Raw genomic sequence first — 26,608 nt, 5'->3', positions numbered from 1 at the left:
CATCGGCCGCCCGGACCGGCTTGCGGACCGCTTATATTCATGAGATGAGCACTTCGCGCGGGCGGCGTGTACTGCGCCGCTGGATACCGAACCAGCACGGCGCCTGGGCCATGCTCGTCGTGCCGTTCCTGGCGGGTGCGCTGCTGGGCGGGTTCGTCGGGTGGCACGCCGCGCTGCTGCCCGCGTGGCTGCTGGCCTACTGCGCGGCGTTCCACGCCCAGCAATTCCTGCGGCTGCGCCGCCTTTCCCGCAATCCGCGGGCGCCCCGCCGCCATCTCGCGCCGCTCGCCGGATTCGGCGCGGCCTTCGCCGTATGTGCCGTACCGCTCGCGGTGGCGCATCCCTGGCTGCTGCTCGCGGCGCTCTGCGCGGCGCCGTTCTTCGCCGTCAATATCGTGTACGCGTACCGCAACGAGGAACGCGCCACGGTCAACGGAATCGCGGCGGTCGTGCCCGCCTGCGGAATGCTGCTCGTCGCGGACCGGCTGGGCGGCGGCACGATCGATTCCGGCGCCTGGCCGGCCGCCGCGGCCTGTCTGCTGTATTTCACCGGGACCGTGCTCTATGTGAAGACGATGATCCGGGAACGCGGCAGCGAGGCGTTCCGGATGGCGTCGGCCGTGTACCACGGGCTGGCGGTGGTGGCCGCCGTCTCGCTCGACCCGTGGCTGGCGGTGCCCTTCGTCCTCTTCTTCCTGCGGGCCGTGGCGATGCCCACGCGCAAGGTGCGGATCGCGGTGGTCGGTGCCGTGGAGGTGCTGTGCTCGTTGTTGCTGCTGGTCTTCATCGTGTACGGCCGTCTGCTTTCGGGCTGAGGTCCCGCGGGCCGGCACCGGGCTCCCCCTCCGGCCAGGCCGCCGCCCGGCCCTTCGCGTGCCTGATCTGCGCGTACACGTGGGCGCGCAGCTCGGCGAAGCGCGGGGCGGAGCGGGTGGTGATCTGGTCCCGTGCGGCCGGCAGGTCGACGGCGAGGTCCTCCTGGACGACGGTGGGCGCCGACGACAGCACGATGACCCGCCGCCCCAGGTAGACCGCCTCGTCGATGTCGTGGGTGACCAGCAGCGTCGTCACGCCGAGCCGGCGCCACAGGGTGAGCAGCAGGTCCTCCAGCTCGGCGCGGGTCTGCGCGTCCACGGCGGCGAAGGGCTCGTCCATCAGGAGCACCTGGGGCTCGTACGCGATGGCACGGGCGATGGCGACGCGCTGCTGCATACCGCCGGAGAGCTGCCACGGATGGGCCGCCGCGGCGTCGGCGAGGCCGACGGCGGACAGCGCCTCCTCGACCAGTTCGCGGCGGCGCTGCGCGGGAACTCTCTTCTCGCGCAGCGGGAGTTCGACGTTCTTGCGCACGGTCATCCAGGGGAAGAGGCTGCGGCCGTACTCCTGGAAGACGACGGCCATGCCCGGCGGCGGGCCGGTGACCCGGCGGCCCGCGACGCGTACCTCGCCCGATGTCGGTGACAGCAGTCCGGCGAGGCACTTGAGCAGGGTGGTCTTGCCGCAGCCCGAGGGGCCCACGACGCACACCAGGTCGCCGTCGGCCACCCGGAAGTCGATCTTCCGTAGCGCCTCGACGCCGCCGCGCCCCTCGTACACCTTGCCCAGGCCGGTGATTTCAAGCATGTCGTCCCCGCTCCTCGCCGCGCGCCAAGTGCCAGGCCAGTATGCGGCGTTCGACGGCCCGGAAGGCGACCGAGAGGCCGAAACCCAGCAGCCCGAGGACGACGATGCCGCTCCACATCTCGGGTATGGCGAACCCGCGCTGGAAGAGGACGACGGTGTGGCCGATACCGGAGGTGCTGGCGAACATCTCGCCGATGACCATGAGGATGATGCCGATGGACAGGGCCTGCCGCAGGCCCGCCATGATCTGCGGGCTCGCGGCGGGCAGCACGAGGTGGCGCAGGCGGGCGGGCCCGCGCAGCCCGAAGCAGCGGCCGGTGTCGTCCAGGACCTCGTCGACGGCGCGTACGCCCTCGACGGTGTTCAGCAGGACGGGCCACACGCAGCCGGAGACGATGACCAGCACCTTCATCGCCGTGTCCAGACCCGCGAGCAGCATGATCAGGGGCACCAGGACCGGTGGCGGCACGGCGCGGAAGAACTCCAGGACGGGTTCGGCGGCGGCGCGCAGGGTGCGCGAGGAGCCGATGGCGACGCCGAGACCGACGCCGAGCAGGCCCGCGAGGACGTAGCCGGTGAGCAGCCGGCCGACGCTGGGCAGGACGTCCCCGGTGATCCGGGCGGAGAACCAGACCTCGGTGAAGGCGGTGGCGACCCGGCCCGGCGTCGGCAGGTAGAAGGTGGGGCTCGCGGAGCTGTAGGCCCACCAGCCGAGGATCAGCAGGACCGGCACGCCCAGGACGCGCAGCGCGCGCAGCCCCGCGCGGCGCAGCAGTCCGGCGGCGCGCCGCGCGGGGCGCCCGCCCGCCGCTCTCACCGCGCCACCTCGCCCCGTACGGACGGGTGCCAGGCCAGCACCCGGCGCTCCACGGCCCGCACGGCCGCGTTCACGGCGACCCCGACCAGTCCGGCCAGCACGATCAGCGCGTAGACCTCGGTGACCGCGCCGCCGGACTGGGCGAGCTGGATGCGCAGTCCCAGCCCGGGGCTGCCGATGACCAGTTCGGCGGTGACGGCCAGGATGAACGCCACCGCGGCGGCCAGCCGCAGGCCCGTCATCACGTACGGCAGGGCCGTCGGCCACACGAGGTGGCGCAGGCGGGCCCAGGGGCCGAGGCGGTAGCTGCGGGCGGTCTCCCGGGCGACCGGGTCCACGTCGGCCACGCCGTACAGCACCTGGATGAGCACCTGCCAGAAGGACGCGTAGACCACCAGGAGCAGGGTGGAGCCGGTCTCCGCGCCGAAGAGCAGGGTGGCGAGGGGTATCAGCGCCACGGACGGGATGGGGCGCAGGAACTCGATGGTGGAGGCGGTGGCGGCGCGCAGGCCCGGTACGGCGTCGATGAGTACGCCGAGGGCGACGGCCAGGCAGCAGGCGATGGCGAGCCCGAGCGCCCAGGAGCGCAGGGTCTCGCCGAGCGCCGTCCACAGGGTCGCGTCGCCCAGTTCGCCGGCGAGGCGGCGCACGATGGCGGTGGCGGGCGGCAGGTGGCGCGGGTCGACGAGGCCGAGCCGGGGCACCGCCTCGGCGACGGCGAAGAGGCACGCCAGGCCCGCGAGTCCGAGGGCGGCGGCGCGCGGGGTGCTCATCGGCGCCCCGGCGCGCGCCCCGCGGCGGGTCACGGCAGCAGTGCGCCGACGTCGGCGGGCTTCTTGAGGACGCCGTCCTTACGGGCGAAGTCGGCGACGGTCTGCACGGACGCGCGGTTGATCTCGGTGGGCCACTTCGGCAGCACGATCCGCCGGATGACCTCCGGCGGGATCTTGGTGTACGTGCCGAGTTCCTTGCGTACCTCGTCGGGGTGGGTGCGGGCGTAGGCCAGGGCCTGGTCGATGGCGGTCTTGAAGCGCTTGACCAGGTCCGGGTTCTCGTGGAGCAGTTTCTCGCTGGTGAAGTACAGGGACACGGTCAGGTTGCCGGTGGCCTCGGCGAAGGGCCAGCACACCTCGTGGGCGCCCTGGTCGATGGCCTGGGTCTGGAAGGGCTCCACGGTCCAGATGGCGTCCACCCGCCCGGCGGCGAGGGCGGCGGGCATGTCGGGGAGCGGGATCTCGGTGAATTCCAGCTTCTCGGGGTCCCCGCCGGCCCGGCGCACGGCGGCCCGGATGGTGGTGTCGCCGATGTTCTTCAGCTGGTTGACGGCGATCTTGTGGCCGGGCAGGTCCTCGGCCGACTTGATGGCGCTGCCCTTGGGTACGAGGACGGCGCTGTAGTCCTTGCCCGCTCCGGCCTGCCCGGTGGAGGCCACGCCGTTGGCCACGGCCTTGAGGGGCAGTCCCTGTTCGCGGGCGGTGAGCAGGGTGGTGGTGTTGCTGAAGCCGAAGTCGAACTGGCCGCTGACGACGCCGGAGGAGCTGTAAGCGCCGCCCTGGACCGGCGTGATCTTCGCGTCGATGCCCTGCTTGGCGAAGAATCCGCGGGACCGGGCCAGGTGGACCGGTGCGGTGTCGACGATGGCGAGCGCGCCGATCTCGACGCTGTCCGGCCCGTCGCCACCCGAACCGGAACTGCCGCTTCCGCACGCCGTGAAGGTGAGGAGGAGTACTGCTGCCGCCACGGCGGCCCGTAAGCGATACACGCGGGAACCGTAGGGGTGGGAGGGAGCGTCGTCAACGGTGCGGGAACGACGGGCCGGGAGGCCGGAAGGGAGCGGGCGGAGCGGCACACCGGGCACGCGGAGTACGAACCACGCCACCACGCGAGCACATCGCACCTGGTGGCGCGGTGTGGCGTGGATCACGTCACGCAACGCAACGAAACGCAAGTGGTTCGCGTCTTAGCGGCCGACATCCGCCGGACCGCTCACCGAAAGCACCCAGATGAGTCCTGCCCCCGCCCCGCACCGGCACCGTCCGCCGCGCCCCGCGCGGATCGCGCTGGCCCTGGTGCCGCTCCTCGGCATCGGCGCGCTGACCGCCTGCGGGGGCCCCGCCGCGTCCGCGTCGAAGGGCCCTGCGGTGCGGGTGTCGCTGAGCGCGGCGAACGGCGTCAAGACCGTACAGGCAGGGGACAAACTTCAGGTCAGCGCGTCCGGCGGCACACTGACCAAGGTCGTGGTGACGGACCCGAGGGGCCGCCGGCTGTCCGGCGGGCTGGGCGACGGCGGCCGGGTGTGGACCTCCCACGAGAAGACCGCGCCGGACACCAAGTACTCCGTCGTGGCCGAGGCCAGAAACCCGCAGGGCGGCACGAACGAGGTCAAGGAGTCGCTGACCACCGCCAAGGCCGACAAGCTCAACAAGCTCGTGCTGAGCCCCGGCTCGCAGGGCGCCACCGTCGGCGTGGCCCAGCCCGTCTCCGTCACCTTCGACTTCCCGGTGACCGACCGGGCCGCCGTCGAGCGGCACCTGAAGGTCACCACCGACAACCACACGACGGGTTCGTGGGGCTGGGTCAAGGACTGGTCCGGCAAGGACCGGGTGGACTGGCGGCCGAAGGAGTACTGGAAGTCGGGCACCAAGGTCGGGCTGCGGGCCGACCTCAACGGCGTGGACTCCGGCGGCGGACGCTACTTCGCCAAGGACTACGACCTGAACTTCACCATCGGCGCGAGCCATGTGATCAAGGTCGATCTGGACAGCAAGCACCTGACGTTCATCGAGAACGGAGAGGAGGTGAAAAACATCCCCTTCTCCGCCGGCCGGCCGGACGCACAGCATTCCACCTGGACGGGCGTCTTCCCTCTGATGGCGAAGGAGGGCACGATCACCATGAACTCCGAGACCGTGGGGCTGGGTGACGCGTACGACAAGACCGTCCGTGACTCCATGAAGCTCACCGACTCCGGCACCTACGCGCACGCGGCGCCGTGGAACGCCGGCAAGGTGGGCCGCGTCAACGACAGCTCCGGCTGTATCGGGCTGACCGACGCCGATGCCGACTGGCTCTACGCCAAGGTCCGCGTCGGTGACCCGTTCGAGGTCACCGGTTCCTCCGTACGAGGGAAGGCGGCCGAGAACAACGGTCTCGGGGACTGGATGGTCGACTGGCCCCAGTGGCAGAAGAAGAGCGCCCTCCCATCGAGCAGCTGACCCCCTACAGAGCCTAGTGTGACGGAATGAGCACCGTGCAGGACCAGGACCAAATAACGGCGTGGGCGCGTTTTCGCCGCCGCGTGCCCAACGGCTTTGCCATCTTCTTCAGCCTTCTGGGGCTGTTCTGCGCCGTCACGGCGCTGATCGGGCCGCTGCGACGCGGCCTGAAACCGGTCATCTACTGGCTGGACACCCTGACCATCGCGGTCGAACCGAACTTCGCGTACGCGGCCTTCCTCTTCCTGCTGGCCGCGGCCATGACCGCACGCAAACGGGTCGCCCTGTGGGTCGCCGTCGTCTACATGGTGCTGGTGACGCTGACCGACGCGATCCTCGTGGTCGACGGCTACCGGGAGTATCTGTTCTCCCTGGTGCTGTGCGCGGCGGCGCTGGTGCTGCTGCTGGTCTCGCACCGCGAGTTCTACGCGATCACCCGCCGCGGCGCGTTCTGGCGCGCCGCCGGGGTGCTGGCCGCCGGCCTGGTGGCGGCGATCCTCGTCGGCTGGGGCCTGGTGTCCCTCTTCCCCGGCAGCCTGGAGCACGGCGGCGGCAACCGCCTGCTGTGGGTAGCCGACCGGGTCTGCGGCGGTCTGGTCAGCGGCCGGCAGTTCGACGGCCATCCGCCGCACTGGCTGATCAGCCTGCTCGGCCTGTTCGGCGCCGTGGCGCTGCTGAACGCGGCCCTGACGCTCTTCCGGTCGCAGCGCATGGAGGCCGCGCTGCACGGCGACGAGGAGACCCGTATCCGGGCGCTGCTCGCCCGCTACGGCGGCCGCGACTCGCTGGGCTACTTCGCCACCCGCCGCGACAAGGCCGTGGTCTTCTCCCCCAGCGGCAAGGCCGCCGTCACCTACCGCGTGGAGGCCGGCGTCTGCCTGGCCAGCGGTGACCCGGTCGGCGACCGCGAGGCGTGGGGCCCGGCCATCGAGGAGTGGCTGAAGGTCGCCGGGCGCTACGGCTGGCAGCCCGCCGTCATGGGCGCGAGCGAGGACGGCGCCAAGGCGTTCGCGCGCAGCGGCCTGAGCGCGCTGCAGCTCGGTGACGAGGCGATCCTGTACGTCAAGGACTTCGACCTGGACGGCCGCGAGATGCGGGTGACCCGCCAGGCCGTCAACCGCGTCGAGCGCACCGGCGCCACCTTCCGCGTCCGCCGCCACAAGGAGCTGTCGGACGAGGAGATGCAGGAGGTCATCCACCGGGCGGACGCCTGGCGCGACACCGAGACCGAGCGCGGCTTCTCGATGGCGCTGGACCGGCTCGGCGACCCCGAGGACGGGGACTGCCTGCTGGCCGAGGCGTTCGACGGCGACGGCAACATGATCGCCCTGCTGTCGTTCGTGCCGTGGGGCAAGGACGGCATCTCGCTGGACGTGATGCGCCGTGACCGCAGCGCGCCGAACGGCGTGATGGAGTACATGGTCGCCCAGCTGTGCGCGCACGCCGGGCAGATCGGCGTGCGCCGCATCTCGCTGAACTTCGCGGTCTTCCGGTCCGCCTTCGAGGAGGGCGCCCGCATCGGCGCCGGCCCGGTGCTGAAGGTGTGGCGCAAGCTGCTGCTGTTCTTCTCGAAGTGGTGGCAGCTGGAGGCGCTGTACCGCTCCAACGCGAAGTACGCGCCCGAGTGGTACCCGCGCTTCCTGTGCTACGCGGACACCGGCGCCCTGGCCCGCATCGGCCTGGCCTCCGGCATCGCCGAGGGCTTCGTGGCCGTACCGAGCCTGGGCAAGCTGTGGGGCAAGGGCCGCAAGAAGCGGGTGCTGACCCCGGCCACCACCGCCCACCTGCCGTCCCTGGACGAGCTGGGCCTGGCGGAGCAGCCCCCGGCGAGCGAGGAGGAGCTGCGCGAGCGGGAGCTGGCGGCGCTGCCGGAGCAGGTCCGGGTGCGGCACCGCAAGCTGGAGCGGCTGCGCGAGGAGGGCGTCGACCCGTACCCCGTCGGTGTGCAGCGCACCCACACGCTCGGCGACGTCCGCGACGAGCACCCGGACCTGGAGTCCGGTACGCACACCGGCAAGGTCGTCCGTATCGCCGGCCGGGTGCTGCTCACCCGCGACCACGGCGGTGTGCTGTTCGCCGTGCTGCGCGACTGGTCGGGTGACCTCCAGGTGGCGCTGACCCGCGAGGCCACGGGCGCCGAGGAGCTGGCGCGGTTCGCCGCCGACATCGACCTGGGCGACCACATCGAGGCGGAGGGCGAGGTCGGCGCGAGCGACCGCGGTGAGCTGACGGTGTTCGTCACGCACTGGCGGCTGACGGCCAAGTGCCTGCGCCCGCTGCCCGACAAGCGGCGCGGTCTGACCGACCCGGAGGCCAAGGTCCGCCAGCGTTACGTGGACCTGGTCGTCTCGCCGGACTCGCGGGAGAACCTGCGGGCGCGCAGCACCGCGGTGCAGGCGCTGCGCCAGGGTCTGATCGAGCGCGGCTACCTGGAGGTCGAGACACCGATGCTCCAGCAGATCCACGGCGGCGCCAACGCGCGTCCGTTCCAGACCCACATCAACGCCTACGACCTCGACCTGTACCTGCGCATCGCGCCGGAGCTGTACCTCAAGCGGCTGTGCGTGGGCGGCATGGAGAAGGTCTTCGAGATGGGACGCACGTTCCGTAACGAGGGCATCTCCTACAAGCACAACCCCGAGTTCACGATGCTGGAGGCGTACCAGGCGTTCGCCGACTACGACGTGATGCTCGACCTGACCCGGGAGCTGATCCAGGGTGCGGCCGTCTCCGCGTTCGGCAGCGCCACCGCGCGCAAGGCGGACGCGAACGGCCGGCTCGTCGAGCACGACATCTCGGGCATCTGGCCGGTCAAGACGGTGTACGGCGCGATCTCCGAGGCCCTGGGCGAGGAGGTCGACGCGGACACGAACCCGGATGTGCTGCGCCGTCTGTGCGGGCGTTCCGGGGTGCCGGTGAAGCCGGAGATGGGCCGCGGCGACATCGTCCTGGAGATGTACGAGCGGCTGGTCGAGGAGAAGACCACGCTGCCCACCTTCTACAAGGACTTCCCCACCGATGTCTCGCCGCTGACCCGCCAGCACCGCAAGGACCCGCGGCTCGCCGAGCGCTGGGACCTGGTGGCGTTCGGTACGGAGCTGGGCACCGCCTATTCGGAGCTGACCGACCCGGTCGAGCAGCGGCGCCGGCTGACCGCCCAGTCGCTGCTGGCGGCGGGCGGCGACCCGGAGGCCATGGAGCTGGACGAGGACTTCCTGCAGGCCCTCGAATACGCGATGCCGCCGACCGGTGGTCTGGGCATCGGCGTGGACCGGCTGGTCATGTTCCTCACCGGTCTGTCGATCCGCGAGACGCTGCCGTTCCCGCTGGTGCGGCGCCGGTAGGAGCGCTGATACGCGCGAAGGGCCGTCCCCTGGGGGCGGCCCTTTCGGCGTACCGGGGTCAGTTTCCCAGGACTTCCGGGTTGGCGCAGTGCGCGAGCGGCTCGCCACGCAGGAAGCGGGCGGCCTCGGCGGCGACGATCCGGGCGGCCTTGTGCGCGACCTGGCGGCTGCCGCCAGCGATGTGCGGGGTCAGTACGACGCCGGGCGCGGCCAGCAGGCGCGAGCCCGCCGGGACCGGCTCCTCGGGGAAGACGTCGAAACCGGCGGCGCGCAGCTGCCCGGAGTCCAGCGCGTCGCAGACCGCGTCGTAGTCGACGAGCGCGCCGCGCGCGCAGTTGACCAGGACGGAGCCGTGCGGCATCGCGGCGAGCTGGGCGCGGCCGATCATGCCGCGGGTCTCGTCGGTGAGGCGGGCGTGCAGGGAGACGATGCGCGAGCGGCTCAGCAGCTCGTCCAGGCCGACCTGATCGGCGACACCGGCCAACGCCTCGGGGGCCGCGTACGGGTCGTGGACGAGGACGTGGGCGCCCATGGCGGCCAGCACCTTGGCGACGCGGCTGCCGATCGCCCCGTACCCGATCAGGCCGACGGTGGTGCCCTCGATCTCGATGCCGCACTTGTCGTAGTCGTAGTAGTCGCCGCGCCACACGCCCCGGCGCAGGTTGGTGTGGGTGTCGCCGACACCGCGGGCGGCGGCGAGGATCAGGGTCAGGGTGTGTTCGGCGGTGGCGGTGGCGTTGCGGCCGGGGGCGTAGCAGACGGCGACGCCGTGCCGGGTGGCGGCGTCCAGGTTGGCGTTGACCGGGCCGCCGCGGCCGACGCAGAACAGTTCCAGGTCGGGGCAGTGGGCGAGGATGCGCTCGGTGAGCGCGGCGTGTTCGGTGACGCAGATCCGTACGCCCTGGAGGGCCTCGATGAGCTGGTCCTCCGTGCCGGACGCCTCGTCGACCTCGGCGACCTTGCCGAGCGGGGTGTGCGGCCAGGGCAGTTGCAGCTCCCGGATCTGCCCGGCGGTCACCGTGCCGCCGGTGGCCTCGTGGACCGCCTCGGTCAGCAGGCCCGGGAGGATGAAGTGGTTGCCGGCGGCGAGGACGGTGGGGCTGCTCATGGGGGTGTTTCTCCTGGGGTGTGCGGGGGCGGTGAGGGTCAGTGCAGCGGCGTGGTGACCGGCGCGGGGGTGGCGGGAACGTTCAGCCGCAGCAGCGCCGCCCGGCCGTCGCGGACGCGCAGTTCGGTCAGCGCGCCGTTGAGGAGCTGGGGGAAGACGCGCCGGTAGTCGGCGAGCGGGATGCCCAGCAGGTGGCAGAGCAGGACCCGGACGAGGGTGGAGTGGGCGACGATCAGGATGCGGCCGTCCGGGTGGGCGCGCTCGATGTCGGCGAGGCACTCGGCGGCGCGTCGGGCGGCGGCGCGGGGGTCCTCGCCGCCGGGCAGGTGGTGGCCGACCGGGTCGGCGAGGAACGCTGCCAGCTCCTCGGGGAAGCGGTCGCGCATCTCGGCCCTGGTCAGGCCCTCGCCGCGGCCGAAGTCGATCTCGTAGAGGCGTTCGTCGACGTGCGGGGTCAGGCCACAGGCCGCGGCGGCGGGGGCCGCGGTGCGGCGGGCGCGGGACAGCGGGGAGCACCAGACGGCGTCCGGGCGGGCGGTGGCGGCCCAGTCGGCGAGGGCCGCCGCCTGTTCCTCACCGCGGCGGGTCAGCGCCACGTCGGTGAGTCCGGCGTAGCGGTTCTCGGCGTGCCATTCGGTCTCGCCGTGGCGTACGAGGATGAAGTCGGTCATGGTGCGGCCCTCCTGCGGGCGTGGTCGGCCACGGTCTGGTCGAGCCAGCCACGGCGGGTCAGTTCGTCGAGGAAGCGGAGGTAGACGGGGAGCAGGCGGGCGGTGCGGGCCGGGTTGGGGCTGACGGGGGTGCCGGTGCGGACCATGGCCGCGGCGGCCTCCTGGAGGGTGACGCCGCCCGAGGTGGCGGCGAGCACGGCCATGCCGAGGGCGCCTTCGGCTTGTTCGGGCAGATGGACGGAGCGCCCGAGCAGGTCGGCGCGCAGCTGCGACCAGTACGCGTTGCGGGCGCCGCCGCCGGTGAAGGTGAGCGGTCCGTCGACGGGGGCGCCGAGGTGGTCGAGGTAGTCGAAGCAGAGCCGTTCGACGCAGGCGACGCCGAGCAGGCAGGCGTGGAACTCCTGGGCGCGGGTGGGCACGTCGCCGAGGGTGAAGGGTTCGGCGTCGGGGGCGCGGAAGGGGAAGCGTTCGCCGCCTGCCGGTACGAGGGGGTAGGTGACGGCGTCCCAGTCGCGGCCGTCGCGTGCGGCCTGCGCGGTGAGCGCGTCGAGGTCGTCACCCTTGAAGTGCTGCGCGAGGACGCCCGCGCCGGAGCTGGAGGCGCCGCCGGGCAGCCAGTTGCCGTCCGGTCCGCGGTGGCAGTAGACGACGCCGTGCGGGTCGCGGATCAGGTGCGGGCTGGTGCCCTTGAGGACGAGGGTGGTGCCCAGCACCGAGTTCCAGGCGCCGGGCGCCAGGGCGCCGGCGCCGATCTGGGCGGCGCAGCCGTCGGTCATCCCGGCGACGACGGTGACGCCTTCGGGGATGCCGGTGGCCTCGGACGCCGTCGGGCACACCGTACCGAGGACGGTTCCGGGCCGTACGACCTGCGGCAGGACGCGTTCGGGCACGCCGAGCCGGGACAGCTCCGCGGACGGCCAGCGCTCGTCGGCGAGGTGGTAGCCGGTCTTGAGGGCGTGGCTGGCGTCGGAGGGGACCTGATGGCCGGTGAGCCGCCAGGTGATGAGGTCGGGCTGGTGCAGCAGCCTGGCCCGGTCGCCGAGTCCGGGGTCGTGTTGCAGCAGCCGGAGCAGTTTGGGCAGGGCCCAGGAGGGTTGCATGGTGCGGTAGCCGAGGTCCTGCCACACCGCTCCCCCGGCCTCGTTGACGGCCTCGGCCTGTTCGGCGGCGCGTCCGTCGTCGTACATCAGGCCGGGGGTGAGGGGGGTGCCGTCGGTGTCGGCGAGGAGGATCGTGCCGGAGGTGGCGTCGAGGGCCAGGCCGCGCACCCGGGCCGGGTCGATGCCGTCCAGGGCCGTGCGGCAGGCGGCGGTGAGCGCGGTCCACCACTGTTCGGGCCGCTGTTCGTGGCGCCTGCCGTCGCGGTGGCTCGTCAGCGGCCGGGAGGCGGCGGCGAGCAGCTGTCCGGTCCCGTCGACGGCGACGCAGCGGGCGCTCTGCGTACCGAGGTCGAGGCCGAGCCAGACGGCGTCGGCGGTCAGGGCGTCAGACACGGTGGGGGGCTCCTTGGGCGCTGGGGTCGGGTGGTGCGGGTATCTGCCGCGGCAGGGCCGGTGGCCGGTCGGGGGCTTCGGCAGCGGCGTCCGCACCCCGGCGGGCTCCGGGCCGCCAGCCCGCTTCGCGGGCGAGGCCGCGCCAGTGCAGGAAGTCCTCGTACAGCTCCGCGTACTGGGCGGTGCGCTCCGGGTCGGGCTCCCAGCTGGAGCGCATCCGTACGTATGTGGTGGCGGCGCTGTGCATGCTGGACTCGGCTCCGGACAGCACCAGGCCGGTCAGGAAGGCGCCTTTGGCGCCGAGTTCGGTGTCGCCGGAGCGGGCGGTGGGCACGCCCGTCGCGTCCGCGATGAGCGCGCACCACGCGTCGCTGTTGGCGCCGCCGCCGCACAGGCGCAGTTCGCCGACGTGTGTGCGGGAGGCGGCCAGCGAGTCGCGCAGGACGAGCGAGAGGCCGTCGAAGACCGCGCGGGCCATGTCGGCGCGGGTGTGTTCCAGGGACAGGCCCCAGAACCCGCCGCGGGCGTGCCCGTCGAGGAACGGCGCCCGCTCCCCCGCCGGGGAGAGGTACGGCAGGAACATCAGGCCGCGCGCTCCCGGCTGCGACGCGAAGGCGAGCCGGGCCAGTTCGGGCGGTCCGGGCAGGTCCAGTGTGCGCGCGGCCCAGCCGAGCACCTCGGCGCCGTTGAGGGTCGGGAAGGCGCGCAGGACGCGCTCCCGGCCGCGGTAGGCGATGGTGATGCCGGACGGTTCGCCGGTGGTGTCCACGGTCGTACGGACGATCTCCGTGCACAGGGTGGTGCCGAGGATGCTGCACGCCTGGCCGGGGTTGACCACGCCGACGCCGCGCGCCGTTGCGGCGATGTCGTACGGGGCCATGACGACCGGCAGTCCGGCGGGCAGTCCGAGCCGGCCGGCGGCCTCGGACGTCATCTCGGCGATCCGCTCGTGCTCGCCCAGCACCTTCGGCAGCAGCCGCTCGTATCCGGTCAGGCCGAAGAGGTCGAGGAGGTACGGGTCGTACGCGCCGGTGGCGTGGTCGAGGAAGGGCGCCGAGGCGTCCGACTCGTCGACGGCGGTGACACCGGTCAGCCGCAGGAAGAGCCAGCCGGCGGCGGTGAGCGAGGCGTGCGAGCGGGCGAGCCGGTCCGGGTCGTGCCGGGCCAGCCAGGCGAAGATCGCGTTGGGCATTCCGGCGCAGGTCAGCGAGCCGTTGCGGCGGAAGGCGGCTTCCAGGACGCCGTCGCGCTGCCACTGGCCGAGGAGGTCGCCCGCCCGGCCGTCGGACCACAGGATCGCGGGTCCGGTGGGGCGGCCGCGGTCGTCCACGAGCCAGGCGCCGTCGCCCTGCGCGGTGAAGGAGACCAGCCATACGGGGTCGGCCGGGCCGGGGCGGCCGGCGAGTTCGGACAGGGCGTTGCGGACGGTGCGGACGACGGCGTTCCAGACGGCGTCCATGTCCTGCTCGGCCCGGCCCGGGTGGGGGCGCAGCACTTCGGTGGCGAGGCGGGAGACCGCGATCTCGCGGCCCCGGTCGTCGAAGACCACGGACTTGATCATCGTGGTGCCGACGTCGACGGTCAGTACGGACATCAGGTGCGTCCTCTCACGCCGGGGCCGAGGCGGACGGGACGGTGGCCGCGGTGGCGGTGGCGGCCGCTCCCGCCGGCGCCGTGCCCGGCTCGTCCGGCAGCTTCAGGAAGACGGTGAGCACGGTACTGACCGCGTACATCCCCGCGAAGATCCAGACGACCCCTTCGACACCGAGCGGCCCGGCGAAGACCGCGACGACGGCCGGTCCGACGAAGGTGCTGGCGCCCGCGCCCAGGTTGAGCGCCGCCAGTGCCTGGCCCTTGTGCCGTGGTTCCAGCGAGGGCATCAGTGCGGATATCGGGACGTACCCCGCCAGCGTAGCGCCGTAGAACGCGGCGACCACCAGGGCGAGACCGAAGTCGGCGCCCGCCGCCTGCGGTACGTAGAACAGCAGCAGCGTGCTGGCCGTGCAGCCCGCGCCGCCGCACCAGGCGATGGTGCGCCGCCAGCCGATCCGGTCGCCGATCATCCCGCACAGCAGGTTGGCGACGATGTTGGTCGCGAACATCGCGCTGAGCAGGTGCAGCCACTGGGTGAGGGTGAAGCCGACGGTGCGGGTGAAGTGCACCGGCAGGATGACGAAGAACCCGAACTGCGAGGCCGTGTTGATGGTCCGTACGAGCGCGCCGGTGCCGACCCGGGGGTTGCGCCACAGGATCGTGACACTGCCGATCAGGGTGGTCAGCGGGCCGTCGCCCTCGGAGCGGGGCCGGGGGCCGCCGCGGTCGTCGCGGACCAGCAGCAGGGCGGTCAGGCCGCCGGCGGCGACCAGGGCCAGGGCGGCCCACAGCGTGGCGTACGCGCCGATGCGCGGGATGAGGGCGCCGGCCACCAGCGAGCCGAGGGTGGGCAGGCCGCCGGTGAACGCGAACCAGAACCAGCCCATGGCGGTGCCGAGCCGGGCCCGCGGCGCGACCCCGGCGATCCACACGAGGAACCCGTACGCGAACAGGGGGTAGCCCAGGCCGCGCAGGCCGTAGCCCAGCATCATCAGGGGGTAGTTCGCCATGGGGACGGCCGCGGCGAGGAAGACGACCTGGAAGGCGCCCCAGATGGCGAGGCCGGTCCACATGACGCGGCGCGGACCCCACAGCTCGGACAGTACGCCGGAGAGCCAGGCGGCGACGCCGGCCGCGATGCCGTAGACGGTGAACAGCAGCGCCACCCGGGGCTCCGGGACGCCCCGGTCGATCAGGTACGGCGAGAGATAGCCGGACTCGACCCCGTCTCCGATCATGAACAGCAGCAGGCCCAGGTAGCCCCGGGCGAGGGTCGGCGGGATGCCGAGACGGGTCACCGCCCGTGTGATCGACCGTGTGATCGGCGAACTTGGGAGAGGGTTCTTCATCGAATCTCCCCTTTCTACGGCGGCAGGCGGTGGCAGGAGGCCTGCGGAGCGGACGGAGCCGATGCAACAGTCCGGCCGAAACCAGCGTCAATGGTGGCCGGAAATCTTCGCACCGGGCCGGTGGCCTGCCGTGTTGTGTCCTGCGGGCGGTGCCTGTGCGGGACGCGCGCGCCGCGTTAAGTCCGTGCGAACATAACGCGGCGAATTCACACGGCGTACGGTGCGCGCCACGCGCCACGCACCCCCGTACGGCATCAGGAAGTGGGCACCATGGACCGGCTCGAAGCCCAGGAAGAGCGGCGCCGCCGCCTGCGCGACACCGTCATCGCCCGCGGCTTCGTCCGCACCGCGGACCTCGCCGAGGAGTACGGGATCAGCCTGATGACCGCCCACCGCGACCTGGACGCCCTCCAGGCGCAGGGCTGGCTGCGCAAGGTGCGCGGCGGGGCGACCGGCCTGCCGTCGGCGCAGTTCCACGGGAGCGTGGCGGACCGGATGGCGGTCATGGCGCCGGTCAAGCAGGCCCTGGCGCGGGCCGCGGCGACGCTGCTGGTGCCCGGCCAGACCGTCATGCTCGACGACAGCACCACCTGCCTCCTGCTGGCGCACCGGTTCGCCGGGCACGCGCCGCTGACCGTCATCACCAACTCGCTGCCGGCCGTCACCACGCTCGCCAAGGAGCCCGGCATCTCGCTGATCACGCTGGGCGGCGCCTACTTCCCCGCGTACGACGCGTTCATGGGGCTGCACACGGCGGACGCGGCGCGGGCCTTTCGCGCCGATGTGCTGTTCCTGTCGACCACCGCCGTCACCAACGGCCGCTGCTACCACACCTCGCCGGAGACGGTGCAGGTCAAGCGGGCGATGATGGAGAGCGCGGCGCGCCGGGTGCTGGTCGCCGACCACACCAAGTTCACCAAGGGCGGGCTGTACGCGCTGGCGCCGCTGACCGACTTCGACCTGCTGATCGTGGACGACGGGCTGCCGGCGGCGGAGGTACGGGCCGTGCGGGCGCGCGGCACCGAGGTGATGGTGGTGCCGCGGCCCTGAACCGCGTCGCTGCCGGTGCCGCGGCCCCGGCCTCGTGGCTCCGGGGCCCGGCCTCGCGATTCAGGGCCCTGGCCGCGCGGTTCAGCAGGCGCGGTCGAGCACGTCGGCGGCGGCGCGTACCGACACGGCCCACGGGCGCTCCGGCGTCACGGTCGGCCCGAGGGCGTCCAGGAGGCGGGCGGTGGCCTCGTTGGCGGGGCTGCGCCCGCCGACGCGGACGGCCTGGCGCAGCGCGACGGCGAGCGAGCCGTGCAGCAGGCGCAGCGTCCTGGACTGCCGCAGCGCGGTGAACGCGGCCTGGGTGCCGAACGGGACGATGTCCTGGTTGTGCCAGTTGGTGGGGACGCTCTGCATGGCGGCGGGGGTGGCGGCGCGGCGCATCGCGACCACCAGGGAGGTCGCGGCGAGCTGGATGCCCTGGACACCGTGGTCGTGGCCGGGGTTCTCGGCGAGCATCGGGTTCAGGCCGCCGTTGCGGCGCGGGTCGATCAGCAGGTCGAGCTGGCGTTCGGCGAGGTTGGCCAGCTGGGCGGCGGTGATGGACATCAGGTCGGCGGCGAAGGCGACCTGCTGGCCGAAGAAGTTGCCGCCGTGGGCGACGACATCGCGCTCGGGGAAGAAGAGCGGGTTGTCGCTGATGCCGTTGAGGTCGTCGGTGACGACCTGGCGGGCGTGGCGCAGGCTGGTCGCCGCCGCTCCGAGGATGTGCGGCGCGCAGCGCAGGGTGTAGGGCTCCTGGAGGGCGCGGGTGTCGCCGGGCTGCTGGCCGGTGAGCCGTTCGCGCAGGTCGGCGGCGCGTTCGGCGGTGTCCTCGTGGCCCAGTACCTCGAAGATCTCCGGAGCGGTGAAGTCGGGGCGGCAGCCGAGGACTCCGGCGAGCAGGGCCGTCAGCGCGGTGCCCGCGGCGACCGAGCGGTGCAGCTGGGCGAGCGCGAGGCCCGCGCCGGCCGCGGTCACGGACGTGCCGTTGACCAGGCCGAGCGCGTCCCTTCCGGTCAGTTCCACGGGCCGCAGCCCGGACTCGGCGAGCGCGTCGGCGGCGGGCATCCGGGTGGTGCCGACGTAGGCGTCGCCGCGCCCCTGGAGGGACCGGATGGCGTGGGCGAGGGGCGCGAGGTCACCGCTGGCGCCGACCGATCCGTACTCGGGCATCACCGGCGCGAAGGACGTGCCGAGCATCGCCACGAGGGCGTCCACGGCGGCGGGGGCCACGCCGGAGTGGCCCCTGGCCAGGCTCCACAGGCGGGTGAGCAGGGTGGCGCGGGCCACCGACGGGTCGAGGTCGGGCCCCTGGCCCACTTCGAGGTGGCAGAGCACGTTCTCGCACTGGTCCACGCCCTCGTCCTGGCCCGCGAAGACGACGAGGGGGCCGAAGCCGGTGGTGGTGCCGTAGATCTCGCGGCCCTTGTCGATACAGGTGTGGAGGTAGTCGTGGCAGCGGGCGACGGCGCCCCGGGAGGCGTCGTCGAGCCGTACGGTGACGGGCCCGGCGGCGGTTTCGAGCGTCTCGGGGGTCAGGGCCGAGGGAAACCGCAGCTCGGCCGTGGGGGGACGCAGGTTCGAGGGCATCGCTTTCCTTGGGTGGGGATGACGGTGTGACCGCGGCCGGACGGGCACGGCCGCGGTGGCGGTCAGGTCGTACCGGCCGTGAACAGGTGGGCCCGTGCCGTGCCCGGCGACCGGTGGCTGTCGCCGGGGTCGGCCGCGATGGCCAGGACCTGGTCGGCGTCACCGGCGGCGATGACGCGCGCGGCGGCGGTGCGGGCCGCGGCCGACGGGTCGCCGATGGCGAGCGTGGCGACGAGCGGGCCGCTCAGCCCCCAGACGGCGCTCAGGTGGCCGAGCGCCGTGGACGGCACGTTCTGGAACAGCAGGGGCTTGGGCACCGGCTGCTGCCCGGCCACCGCGTCGTCGATGGCGGTCTGCGTCACCACGTCGCCGCGGGTGGCGGCGAGGACGAGGGCGGTGCGCGCGCCGAGGGCCGGGGGCAGCGGGGGCGTGCCGTACCGCTCGGTCAGGCAGCGTTCGCCGACGGCCACCAGCAGGGGCGCGAAGGCGGAGGTGTCGAAGCGCGGGACCTCCGGCAGGAGGGCCGCCGGGTCGTCCGGGGGCGGCCACTGGGCCCGGGTTTCAACGATCAGTTCCATGGCGTCCTCAGAAGGCTTTCCCGCACTCGTGGCGTCGTACGGCACGGGGTGGTCGGGGGCACGGCATCGCCGGTGTACGGCACGGGGCGGTCGGGGGGCACGGCATCGCCGGTCGGGTCGCGATCGCTACGGCATCGCCAGGAGGAGGGCCGTGCAGACGCCGCCGAAGCCGCTGTTGAGACTGAGCGCGTAGCGGGACTGCGGGGCGCGGCCCGGGTCGAGCACGAGGTCGAGGGGGCAGTCCTCGTCCGGGGCGAGGTAGTTGGCGTTGACGGGAAGCTCCCGGTAGTGGAAGGCGAGGGCGCAGACGGCCAGTTCGACCAGGCCGGAGGCCTCCAGGCAGTGTCCGTGCAGGGCCTTGGTGGAGCTGACGGGGACACGCACGCCGTGCGGGGAGAGCGCGCTGACGATGGCGGCGGCCTCGCCCGCGTCGAAGGCGGGGGTGGCGGTCGCGTGGGCGTTGACGTAGCCGATCCGGTCGCCGGTGACCTCGGCCCGGCGCAGCGCGGTGGCGACGGCCGCCGCCAGGCCCCGGCCCTCCGGGTGGGGCCGGCAGATGTGGTGGGCCTCTCCGGCGTTGCCCCAGCCGCGGACGACTGCCCACGGCGGCGCGGTCCCGGCGCTTTCGAGGACGACGGCGGCGGCGCCGTCGCCCAGGACCGGGCCCTCGCGGCCGGCGCTGAACGGGCGGCAGACGCCCGCCGGGGCGAGGATGCCGGCACTGTCGAACGCGGCGAACATGCTCGCGTCGACGAAGCTGCCGCCTGCGACGACGGCCCTCCGTTCGGCGGTGGTCCCGATGAGGTGGGCCGCCTCGGCGACGGCGGTGTTGGAAGCGGCGCAGGCGGCGGTGTGGACCGTGAGCACCTCGCGCAGGCCGCAGGCGCCCGCCAGTTCGACGGCCAGGCCGGCCGTGTCCGGACCGGCGTGCAGGGCGAGGACGAGCGGCGTGGCGGCCCGGTCGGCGGGGGACAGCTCGGCCTGGTCGCAGGCTTCGCCGATGAGCTGTTCCAGCTCCGCGTAGAGGTCGGGGGTGCCGGGGAGGGTGGCGGCGTGCCGGGCCCGGTGGCGGGCGGTGTCGAAGCGGGACACCGGGGAGGTGGCCGGGGTCGCGGAGGTCAGGCCTTGCCAGAGCGCGTCCGGGCCGCGGCCGTACGCGGTGAGGACCGACAGGCCGGTGACGCGGGCCATCAGGAGACCACCGCGTGCTGTGCCCGGAAGGTGACGGGCAGCGCCGTCAGGCCCGCGGTGACGTGCAGGTGGGTGATGCTGCCGCCGGTCGAGCCGCGCTGCCAGGGCAGGGTGTCCAGGGGCTGGGCGGCGGCGAGTCCGGGCAGGTGGCGCAGCACGGCCCCGAGGGCGGTACGGCACAGGTCGACGGCGAACCGGCTGCCGAGGCAGAAGTGGGGGCCGTGGGCGAAGACGAGGTCCTGGCCGGTGTCCCGGGTGAGGTCGAGGCGGTTGGGGTCGGTGAAGCGCTGCGGGTCGCGGTTGGCGAGGGCGATGTGCACGATCACCGCGTCGCCCGGCTCCAGCCGCACACCGTGCAGCTCGGCGGGCCGGGTGGCGAAGCGCGGCATGGTGGCCGCCAGCGGGGAGGTGTAGCGCAGGAGTTCGTCGAGGCCGGCGAGGACGGCGTCGGGCTCGGCGAGGAGGTCGGGGCGGTGCCAGAGCGCGTACAGGCTCGATGTGAGGAAGTCGGCGACGGGCTCGTAGGCGGAGACGAGCAGCAGGAAGAGGGTGGAGGTCAGCTGCCCTTCGTCGAGGCCGGCGGCGTCCGCGTACGCGATCATCCCGCTGACGGCGTCGGTGCCGGGGCTGCCGCGCCGGAAGGCGACGAGGTCGCGCATCAGCTCGCGCATGGCCTCCCGGTCGACGGCGTACTGCACGCGGTCCGGGGAGCCTGGGGGATCGAACAGCGGCGACGGGCCCCAGCGCCGCAGCTCCAGCGCGCGCCGGGTGAAGTCCGGCGGATAGCCGAGCAGCTCGGTGATCGCCCGGACGACGAGGGGGTGGGCGAACTCGCGGACGAGATCGGCACGGCCGCGCCCGGCGACCTCGTCGAGCAGCTCCCGCGCCACATCGTCGGCGTGGTCGACGGCGGCCCGTACGCGCTCGGGGGTCAGCGCCGACGCGCCCATCTCGCGCAGCTGCCGGTGCGGCTCGCCGTCGGCGTTGAGCATGCTGCGGACGATGCCGGCGGTGACCTGCGGGCCGGTGAAGTCGAGGTAGCGCGTCCAGCGCTCACCGCCCGTGACGGCCGGTTTGGCGAAGCCGGCGTCCGTCAGCACCCACCGCGCCGCGTCATACCCGGACGCGACCCAGGCGCCGGAGCCGTCGGGCAGGTCCGCGCGCCACACCGGCGGCTCGCCCCGGGTGTCGATGCGCTCGGCCTCGGGGCTGTGGCGGACCCGCGCGTCCATCAGAAGTGCCGTACCCGGACCAGCGGCCACCGCAGCCTCCCCACTTGTCGAATACATAGCGTCACTACTAAATTACCATTAGTCACATCGCGTCACTACGCCTCTCGCTCGAACGGGTGACGCAACAGCCAGACCACCGAAGCCGCGGGCCGGACAGGGGGCAGCACATGCGCGACGACATGCGCGACGAGGGCATCGGCGCGTGGGCCGCGCGGCGGGCGCGGCGCACCCCGCACCGCACCGCGGTCCTCCACGACGGCGGGCGGCGGATCAGCTACGCCGAGCTGTACGAGCACGCCGCCCGCGTCGCCCACACGCTGCGGGACCAGGGTGTGCGCAAGGGCGACCGGGTCGGCTTCCTCGGCCCCAACCGGCCCGGATTCCTGACGTCCCTGTTCGCCGCCGGCCTGCTCGGCGCGGTGTTCGTCCCGTTGAACGTACGGCTCGCCCCGCCGGAACTGGCCTGGCAGCTGGCGGACTGCGGGGCCCGGGTCCTGCTGCGCTCCGGGGGCCGCGCCGGGGGTGCGGGCGTCACGGGGGTGGCGGTGGTGGACGTGGACGACGCAGCCGCGGGGGACGGGGAAACACGGGGCGAACCCGCCGCGGCGGTGGCGGTCGACGACCCCTGTCTCATCCTCTACACCTCCGGCACCACCGGACGCCCCAAGGGCGCCGTGCTCAGCCACGCCAACCTCACGTGGAACGCCGTCAACGTCCTGATCGACGAGGACCTGACGGCCGACGAGGTCGCCCTGGTCGCGGCGCCGCTCTATCACGCCGCGGCGCTGGGCATGCAGGTCCTGCCGGTGCTGCTGAAGGGCGGTACGTGCGTACTGATGGAGTCCTTCGACGCGGGCACGGCACTCGAAGCAGTAGAACGGCACCGCGTCACGTCCCTGTTCGGCGTCCCCACCATGTTCCGGCGGATCGCCGCCCACCCGCGATGGCCGCACGCCGACCTGTCGTCCCTGCGCACCCTGGTCTGCGGCGGCGCGCCCGTACCCGAAGCCCTGACGGCCACATACGCGCAGCGGGGACTGCGCCTCCGCCAGGGGTACGGCCTGACGGAGGCGGCCCCCGGCGTCCTGCTGACGCCCCACGGGCACGCCGACGCCGGTCCGGCGCGCGCGGGAGCGCCACACGCCGGGGTGCCGCACTTCTTCACCGACGTGCGCGTCGCGGCCCCCGGCACGGCCGGTCCCGCCGGGGCGGACACCGCCGCCACCGGCCCGACCGGCGAACTCCTCGTACGCGGCCCGAACGTCATGACCGGCTACTGGAACCGGCCCCGGGAGACCGAGGCCGCGCTCGCGGACGGCTGGCTCCGCACGGGCGACGTCGCGCGCGTCGACGCGCACGGCGGGCTGACCATCGTGGACCGCCTCAAAGAGGTGATCATCTCGGGCGGCGAGAACGTCTACCCGGCCGAGGTCGAACACGCGCTGCTGACGCACCCCGGGGTCGCCGACTGCGCCGTCATCCCGGTCCCCGACACCGAATGGGGCGAGGTCGGCCGCGCGGTCCTGGTGGCGGCCCCGGGCGTGGCCCTCGACCCGGACGAGGTCCTCGCCTCCCTCTCCGGCCGCCTGGCCGGCTACAAGATCCCCCGCTCCGCCGTACTCGCGCCGGACCTGCCCCGCACCGGCACCGGCAAGCCCGTACGCCGCCAGATCAAGGAACGCTACGGCTCCCCCTGACCCCGCACTCCCCCGCGCCCGCGCGTCAGCGGTGACTCACCACGTTCACCACCTTCCCGTTCGGATCCCGCACGAAGAACCGCCGCACACCCCACTCCTCGTCCCGCAACTCCCGCACCACGGGCGCGCCACTGGCCAGCACGGCGGCGTACACCGCGTCCACGTCGTCCACCTCGACACTCATATCGGGCGGCGTGTCGGGCGCGGAGCGGTCCTCGGTCATCAGGATGAGCTGGGCGGACGGGTTGTCCGGAGCCGCGAGCGCCATGACCCACCCCAGATTCATGACCTCCTCCAGCCCGAGCAGCCCGTAGAACTCCCGGCTCTCCTCCATGGCCTGCGAACGAATGTCGGGCACGACCCGGCGGACGGACATCGGCTACTCCCCTTCACAGTCGACAGACACCGCATGCGGCACCCCGGAGACCGGCAACGCCCCGGAATCCCGAACTGCGCCAACTATCGCAGCAGCCACTGACAACGGGCCGTCGGCGCGGACGGCCCGGGTCACCGACGCGCCGGATCCGGCCCCGGACTCACCCGGCGTCCGTCGCGCCACGAGCGGCAGTCAGAGCTTCCAGAGCTTCCCGGACGGTCACGACGCAGTGATGGCCGTCGTCGAGGAGGGCGGACAGCGCGGAAAGGGTACGGTCAAAAGCCGCCGCGGCCTCGGCGGGCGCGAGGACGCCCGCGTCGAGGCGGCACTGATCCCGCCGGAATCCGGTCATCAGGGGCTCGGTATGGTTCACGCCGAACTCGGCGATCTCCTCGGCCAAGACCTGTTCGTACAGTTGCACCGCGTCGGCCTTGCTCCCGTGCAGGTGCAGCATCCGGGCCAGGCAGAACCTCGCGCTCAGTGTCTTCGTGTTGTCCTGGCCGAGAATCTCGGCGTAGGAACTCACCACTTCCCTGAGGTTGTCCTGAGCCTCGTCGTGCCGCCCCAGAGTCTCCAAGGTGTGGGCCAGGCAATGCCGCTCGGACAGCACCACGGAGTCCTGTGCGTCCACCTCCCGCAGCCGGTCCGACAGCACCGCGCGAATCTCCCGCTCGGAATCCGCCGCGCGGCCGCACTGGTGCAGCAGGTCGCCGCGGATGTGCCGGAGCCGCAGAGCCTGGGGCCGGCATGGCGATCGTGTGTCGTCGCGCCCGTCGAACCAGGCGAGAGACCGGTCGAGGACGTCGAGGGCGTCCGCGTGTCGATCCTGTTTGACGAGATTCCTGGCAAGGCAGCGCGTCAGGTCCCAGTACAGCTTGACGTGCTCGCTACCGGCCGCTTCCAGGTCACGCAGTACGGACTGGTATTCCACTTCCGCCTCCGACCACCGTTGCGCCGCGTCCAGAGCGTGGGCCATTTGGTGGCGTTGTTGCAACGGAAGGAACTGATGGTCCTCGGGGGAGGTGCTCTGCGTGTGCTCGATCAGGGCCTGGTATTCCGCGTTGCCCTCCGCCTCCTCGTGGCTGCGAGCCGTCGTCAGCTGAGCGAGTGTTCCGAGGACTTGCAGAACGTAGGGGTCGTTGGGATGGAGCAGCCGACGGCAGGCCTTCAGGAGATCACGGAGTTCGGCCTCCGCTTCGGCATCGGACAGGTGCCCGCTCTCATGCCGGGAGACAGCAAGGTCGTGCCGGTTGATCAGAATCTCGGAATGCTCCGGTCCCAACTCCGCCGACTGTTCGGCCAGGAGAGTTTCGAACTCCCGCACCGATGCGTCGTCATGGCTGCGCGCCGTCATCATTTGGGTGAGCATGCTGTGCGTCAGCAGAGTGTACGGATCATTGGGGCCGAGTGCGTCGCGACGGGCCTTTCGCACCTTCCGCAGCTCGGCCATCGTGACGACATCGGATGCCTGACCGGTGTCGAATCTGTAGAAAGCCAGGTCGTGGCGGGTAATCAAGGTCTCCGGATGGTCCGGGCCCAGCTGGACCAACTGTCCGGAGAGCACGTGCGCGCACTCCCGCACCCGCTCTTCGCCGGCGAGCAGACTCAGAGCCGCGCGGTGGCGGACGGACAGCCGCACCGGGTCGTCCGTGGCGAGCACGGCACTCCGCCGGACGAGCAGTCGGGCCGCCTCCTCGGAGGAGCTGTCCGCGGAGGTGAAGACAAGGTAGGCGAACGCGGCCAGCCCCGCGCGCAGCAGGGGCAGCAGCAACTCCTTCTCGTCTCCGTCGGGAGCCGCGGCGAGGGCACTGATGATGTGCGGGTTCAACAGCCGCCACCAATGCCAGTTGGCCGGCTGTTCCGGTGCGGCAGTGGCGCCTTCGACGAGAATCCGGGCGACGGCTCGCCAGATGACCACGCGTTCACCGGCCGGCCGGTCGGCCAGCCGCAGCGCGTTCGCTTCCAGTACGAGTCGATGGCTGACCAAGCAGGGTGTCGGCTCTCGCTCGGCCCTGCCGCCCGGGGCGATATCCACGACATCGACCAAGCTGAGGTCGATCAGCGCTTCCAGGGCCCGATCCGCGCGGTCCGGTTCCAGCTCCGGCGCGTCGGCCCGCCGGTCACCTCCCACGGCACCGTGGACTTCCGCGGACGAGAATGTCTCCGGGTCCAGCAGTTCGACGGGGAAAGGCGCCGGGGCACAGCAGGAAAGCAACCGCATCAAGAAGCGGGCCTCCGGCAGCTGTTGCTCTTCCAGGAGGTCGAGGGAGAGTTCCCAGGTGCGTCCGACCAGGCGCCTGTGCATCTGCTCGGTTCCCGCGTCGTCCAGGTGCCACTGTTCGCCTTGGTCGAGGAAGCCCGCCCCCGCCTCCCCGAGCGCCTCGGTGTACGCGGCGAAGCTCCGCAGCCTCCCTCCAGGATGGCGGCCCCGACGCCGTAGCAGTCCGGCGCCGCGTGCCGAGCGGGCGAGATACGAGCCCGCGAGCTTCAGCGCCAAGGGCAGCCCGCCCAGACGCTCGGCGAGCACCTGCGCCTCCGCGGGATCTCCTGCTTCCCCCGCGAGGTCCAGCAGCACCTCCCGGCCGTCGATGGGGCTCAGCACACCGATCCGGTGCGTCTGCGCCTCCTGCCCCCACAGGTGGGGATTGCCGACGCGCGAGGTGACCACGGTCATCCCCGCCCGGCTGGAGCGCAGCCAACCGGTGCCGTCGCCGGGGACGCCGCTCTCCGCGGCCAGCCACACCGGCTCGTCGGAGTTGTCCACCACCAGCAGCCAGGGGCGCTCGGCGGCATCGAGCTCCCTCCAGACCAGGTCCGTGGCGCTGAGACCGCCGGACCACGCCGCCTCGATCAGTTCCTCCTCGGCGCCCAGCTCCCGGGCGACCTCACGCATCCCGGTGACCAGCCGGTCGGGCGTGGAGGCGGACAGCCAGAAGACGTGGTACCCCCGGTCCCGGGCCTGCCGCGCCAGATGCAGGGCCACCGTGGTCTTGCCGCATCCCCCCATGCCGAAGAGGATCTGCGGCTTGCCCTCGCCCTCGGCGAGCCGGGTCTTCAGCTGGTCGAGCAGCCCGTCGCGACCGCGGACCCGGGACGGAAGCTCTCCATAGGGCGGACGGATGGAGAACGTTCCAGGGCCTGCCGGACCGGACGGCGGCACGGGAGGCGTTTCCCCCGCGAGTCCGATGTCGGGCCCACCGCCGTCCCTGGCCGCCCGCTTCGCGTCGTCCACCGCGTTCCTGGCCGCCTCATACGTGGTGCGCCAGTCCTGAGCGGGGGCGACATCACAGCCGCGCAACACGGCGGCGAGCGTGTGCCACGTGGGGACGCGTCGGCCGGTCAGCGTGTCGGAGATCGTGGTGCGGCTGATCCTGGTTCCGGCGGCCAGATCCCGGACCCCGGAGTAGCCGGCTTGGCGGGCCACGGTGCGCAGGCGGTCCGCCAAGTCCCGCACTTCCTGTGGTGCCTCGGGAACGACCTGCCCAAAACCGGCTGCCACGCTAGCCCTCCGCCCCGTGTCCCCTGACCGGCTCCGAGCGTATGTCAGTGTCCGCCCGGACGTCCCCCGGACGGCGGACATCACGTGTTCGCGGAGGTCCGCGCCGCGCTGTCCGGCCGCTGTCCGACAGGCGTAGGGGACAGCGGCTCACCCCGGTACCACGGAGGCACAGCGGCAGATCTCGCCGCGTCGCCGGACGGAAA

20 protein-coding genes are annotated in these 26,608 nt (G+C 72.8%); 5 read left to right on the top strand and 15 right to left on the bottom strand.

The window, feature by feature from the left end; all coding sequences use genetic code 11:
• Positions 1-44: 44 nt before the first annotated feature.
• The gene (locus tag ACFV57_RS08440; protein ID WP_385227178.1) at positions 45-815 is read left to right on the top strand and encodes a YwiC-like family protein; all 771 of its coding nucleotides are present in this window, start codon (positions 45-47) and stop codon (positions 813-815) included.
• On the opposite strand, the gene ACFV57_RS08435 is transcribed toward ACFV57_RS08440, so the two are convergent.
• The 4 genes from ACFV57_RS08435 to ACFV57_RS08420 are packed head-to-tail and all read right to left on the bottom strand — an operon-like array spanning position 784 to position 4,202.
• Complete coding sequence (locus ACFV57_RS08435; protein WP_385227175.1) at positions 784-1,623, bottom strand: ABC transporter ATP-binding protein; 840 nt, start codon at positions 1,621-1,623, stop codon at positions 784-786. The genes ACFV57_RS08440 and ACFV57_RS08435 overlap by 32 nt on opposite strands.
• On the bottom strand, positions 1,616-2,440 hold the full coding sequence (locus ACFV57_RS08430) for an ABC transporter permease (protein ID WP_385227172.1): 825 nt from the start codon (positions 2,438-2,440) through the stop codon (positions 1,616-1,618). The genes ACFV57_RS08435 and ACFV57_RS08430 overlap by 8 nt, the downstream gene beginning before the upstream one ends.
• The gene (locus tag ACFV57_RS08425) at positions 2,437-3,213 is read right to left on the bottom strand and encodes an ABC transporter permease (RefSeq protein ID WP_385227169.1); all 777 of its coding nucleotides are present in this window, start codon (positions 3,211-3,213) and stop codon (positions 2,437-2,439) included. The genes ACFV57_RS08430 and ACFV57_RS08425 overlap by 4 nt, the downstream gene beginning before the upstream one ends.
• A gap of 29 nt (positions 3,214-3,242) precedes the next feature.
• Entirely contained in the window at positions 3,243-4,202 is a 960-nt protein-coding gene (locus tag ACFV57_RS08420; protein ID WP_385227166.1) for an ABC transporter substrate-binding protein, read from the bottom strand.
• Positions 4,203-4,443: 241 nt separating this feature from the next.
• On the opposite strand from ACFV57_RS08420, the gene ACFV57_RS08415 reads away from it, so the two are divergent.
• Together ACFV57_RS08415 and lysX are read left to right on the top strand one after the other, a co-directional pair.
• Positions 4,444-5,655: an Ig-like domain-containing protein gene (locus tag ACFV57_RS08415; protein WP_385227163.1), complete on the top strand. Its 1,212-nt coding sequence runs from the start codon at positions 4,444-4,446 to the stop codon at positions 5,653-5,655.
• Between the two features lie 26 nt (positions 5,656-5,681).
• Positions 5,682-8,999: a bifunctional lysylphosphatidylglycerol synthetase/lysine--tRNA ligase LysX gene (lysX, locus tag ACFV57_RS08410; protein ID WP_385227160.1), complete on the top strand. Its 3,318-nt coding sequence runs from the start codon at positions 5,682-5,684 to the stop codon at positions 8,997-8,999.
• Positions 9,000-9,057: 58 nt separating this feature from the next.
• On the opposite strand, the gene ACFV57_RS08405 is transcribed toward lysX, so the two are convergent.
• Genes ACFV57_RS08405 through ACFV57_RS08385 form a run of 5 tightly spaced genes read right to left on the bottom strand, consistent with a single transcriptional unit; the run spans position 9,058 to position 15,213 of the window.
• A complete protein-coding gene (locus ACFV57_RS08405; RefSeq protein WP_385227157.1) occupies positions 9,058-10,107 on the bottom strand; it encodes a 2-hydroxyacid dehydrogenase in 1,050 nt (349 codons plus the stop codon).
• A 38-nt stretch (positions 10,108-10,145) separates the two neighbouring features.
• Positions 10,146-10,778, bottom strand: a complete 633-nt coding sequence (locus ACFV57_RS08400) for a histidine phosphatase family protein (RefSeq protein ID WP_385227154.1) — start codon at positions 10,776-10,778, stop codon at positions 10,146-10,148.
• The gene (locus ACFV57_RS08395) at positions 10,775-12,271 is read right to left on the bottom strand and encodes an FGGY-family carbohydrate kinase (protein WP_385227151.1); all 1,497 of its coding nucleotides are present in this window, start codon (positions 12,269-12,271) and stop codon (positions 10,775-10,777) included. The genes ACFV57_RS08400 and ACFV57_RS08395 overlap by 4 nt, the downstream gene beginning before the upstream one ends.
• Positions 12,264-13,865 carry an FGGY family carbohydrate kinase gene (locus tag ACFV57_RS08390; RefSeq protein WP_385227148.1) on the bottom strand — a complete coding sequence of 534 codons (1,602 nt, stop codon included), beginning with the start codon at positions 13,863-13,865 and terminating at the stop codon, positions 12,264-12,266. The genes ACFV57_RS08395 and ACFV57_RS08390 overlap by 8 nt, the downstream gene beginning before the upstream one ends.
• A 13-nt stretch (positions 13,866-13,878) precedes the next feature.
• Positions 13,879-15,213: an MFS transporter gene (locus ACFV57_RS08385; RefSeq protein ID WP_385227145.1), complete on the bottom strand. Its 1,335-nt coding sequence runs from the start codon at positions 15,211-15,213 to the stop codon at positions 13,879-13,881.
• A gap of 270 nt (positions 15,214-15,483) precedes the next feature.
• Between ACFV57_RS08385 and ACFV57_RS08380 the strand changes: the two genes are divergently transcribed.
• Complete coding sequence (locus tag ACFV57_RS08380; RefSeq protein ID WP_385227142.1) at positions 15,484-16,263, top strand: DeoR/GlpR family DNA-binding transcription regulator; 780 nt, start codon at positions 15,484-15,486, stop codon at positions 16,261-16,263.
• 81 nt (positions 16,264-16,344) lie between these two features.
• On the opposite strand, the gene ACFV57_RS08375 is transcribed toward ACFV57_RS08380, so the two are convergent.
• From ACFV57_RS08375 to ACFV57_RS08360, 4 genes are all read right to left on the bottom strand, one after another.
• Positions 16,345-17,832, bottom strand: a complete 1,488-nt coding sequence (locus ACFV57_RS08375) for an aromatic amino acid ammonia-lyase (RefSeq protein WP_385227139.1) — start codon at positions 17,830-17,832, stop codon at positions 16,345-16,347.
• 62 nt (positions 17,833-17,894) lie between these two features.
• Positions 17,895-18,410, bottom strand: coding sequence for a hypothetical protein (locus tag ACFV57_RS08370; protein ID WP_385227136.1), 516 nt, complete (start codon positions 18,408-18,410; stop codon positions 17,895-17,897).
• A 126-nt stretch (positions 18,411-18,536) separates the two neighbouring features.
• On the bottom strand, positions 18,537-19,601 hold the full coding sequence (locus ACFV57_RS08365) for a beta-ketoacyl-[acyl-carrier-protein] synthase family protein (protein WP_385227133.1): 1,065 nt from the start codon (positions 19,599-19,601) through the stop codon (positions 18,537-18,539).
• Positions 19,601-20,863, bottom strand: coding sequence for a cytochrome P450 (locus ACFV57_RS08360; RefSeq protein WP_385227130.1), 1,263 nt, complete (start codon positions 20,861-20,863; stop codon positions 19,601-19,603). The genes ACFV57_RS08365 and ACFV57_RS08360 overlap by 1 nt, the downstream gene beginning before the upstream one ends.
• Before the next feature lie 149 nt (positions 20,864-21,012).
• Here ACFV57_RS08360 and ACFV57_RS08355 point away from each other — a divergent pair, with 149 nt between their 5' ends.
• Positions 21,013-22,530, top strand: coding sequence for a long-chain fatty acid--CoA ligase (locus tag ACFV57_RS08355; protein WP_385227544.1), 1,518 nt, complete (start codon positions 21,013-21,015; stop codon positions 22,528-22,530).
• Between the two features lie 25 nt (positions 22,531-22,555).
• Here ACFV57_RS08355 and ACFV57_RS08350 read toward each other — a convergent pair whose 3' ends face one another.
• On the bottom strand, positions 22,556-22,906 hold the full coding sequence (locus ACFV57_RS08350) for a VOC family protein (protein ID WP_385227127.1): 351 nt from the start codon (positions 22,904-22,906) through the stop codon (positions 22,556-22,558).
• A 160-nt stretch (positions 22,907-23,066) separates the two neighbouring features.
• The gene (locus ACFV57_RS08345; protein ID WP_385227124.1) at positions 23,067-26,405 is read right to left on the bottom strand and encodes a tetratricopeptide repeat protein; all 3,339 of its coding nucleotides are present in this window, start codon (positions 26,403-26,405) and stop codon (positions 23,067-23,069) included.
• Positions 26,406-26,608: the final 203 nt, after the last annotated feature.

This window comes from Streptomyces sp. NPDC059788 (assembly GCF_042732265.1).
In the GTDB taxonomy this organism is placed as follows: Bacteria; Actinomycetota; Actinomycetes; order Streptomycetales; family Streptomycetaceae; genus Streptomyces.
This window is presented reverse-complemented; position numbering and strand designations above follow the sequence as displayed.

Excerpts from the sequence above, each read along its gene's own strand:
- ACFV57_RS08440 (WP_385227178.1), top strand. The coding sequence starts at position 45 with ATGAGCACTTCGCGCGGGCGGCGTGTACTGCGCCGCTGGATACCGAAC.
- ACFV57_RS08385 (WP_385227145.1), bottom strand. The coding sequence starts at position 15,213 with ATGAAGAACCCTCTCCCAAGTTCGCCGATCACACGGTCGATCACACGG.
- ACFV57_RS08370 (WP_385227136.1), bottom strand. The coding sequence starts at position 18,410 with ATGGAACTGATCGTTGAAACCCGGGCCCAGTGGCCGCCCCCGGACGAC.
- ACFV57_RS08355 (WP_385227544.1), top strand. The coding sequence starts at position 21,013 with ATGCGCGACGAGGGCATCGGCGCGTGGGCCGCGCGGCGGGCGCGGCGC.
- lysX (WP_385227160.1), top strand. The coding sequence starts at position 5,682 with ATGAGCACCGTGCAGGACCAGGACCAAATAACGGCGTGGGCGCGTTTT.
- ACFV57_RS08400 (WP_385227154.1), bottom strand. The coding sequence starts at position 10,778 with ATGACCGACTTCATCCTCGTACGCCACGGCGAGACCGAATGGCACGCC.
- ACFV57_RS08435 (WP_385227175.1), bottom strand. The coding sequence starts at position 1,623 with ATGCTTGAAATCACCGGCCTGGGCAAGGTGTACGAGGGGCGCGGCGGC.
- ACFV57_RS08390 (WP_385227148.1), bottom strand. The coding sequence starts at position 13,865 with ATGTCCGTACTGACCGTCGACGTCGGCACCACGATGATCAAGTCCGTG.
- ACFV57_RS08350 (WP_385227127.1), bottom strand. The coding sequence starts at position 22,906 with ATGTCCGTCCGCCGGGTCGTGCCCGACATTCGTTCGCAGGCCATGGAG.
- ACFV57_RS08405 (WP_385227157.1), bottom strand. The coding sequence starts at position 10,107 with ATGAGCAGCCCCACCGTCCTCGCCGCCGGCAACCACTTCATCCTCCCG.
- ACFV57_RS08425 (WP_385227169.1), bottom strand. The coding sequence starts at position 3,213 with ATGAGCACCCCGCGCGCCGCCGCCCTCGGACTCGCGGGCCTGGCGTGC.
- ACFV57_RS08415 (WP_385227163.1), top strand. The coding sequence starts at position 4,444 with ATGAGTCCTGCCCCCGCCCCGCACCGGCACCGTCCGCCGCGCCCCGCG.
- ACFV57_RS08380 (WP_385227142.1), top strand. The coding sequence starts at position 15,484 with ATGGACCGGCTCGAAGCCCAGGAAGAGCGGCGCCGCCGCCTGCGCGAC.
- ACFV57_RS08365 (WP_385227133.1), bottom strand. The coding sequence starts at position 19,601 with ATGGCCCGCGTCACCGGCCTGTCGGTCCTCACCGCGTACGGCCGCGGC.
- ACFV57_RS08375 (WP_385227139.1), bottom strand. The coding sequence starts at position 17,832 with ATGCCCTCGAACCTGCGTCCCCCCACGGCCGAGCTGCGGTTTCCCTCG.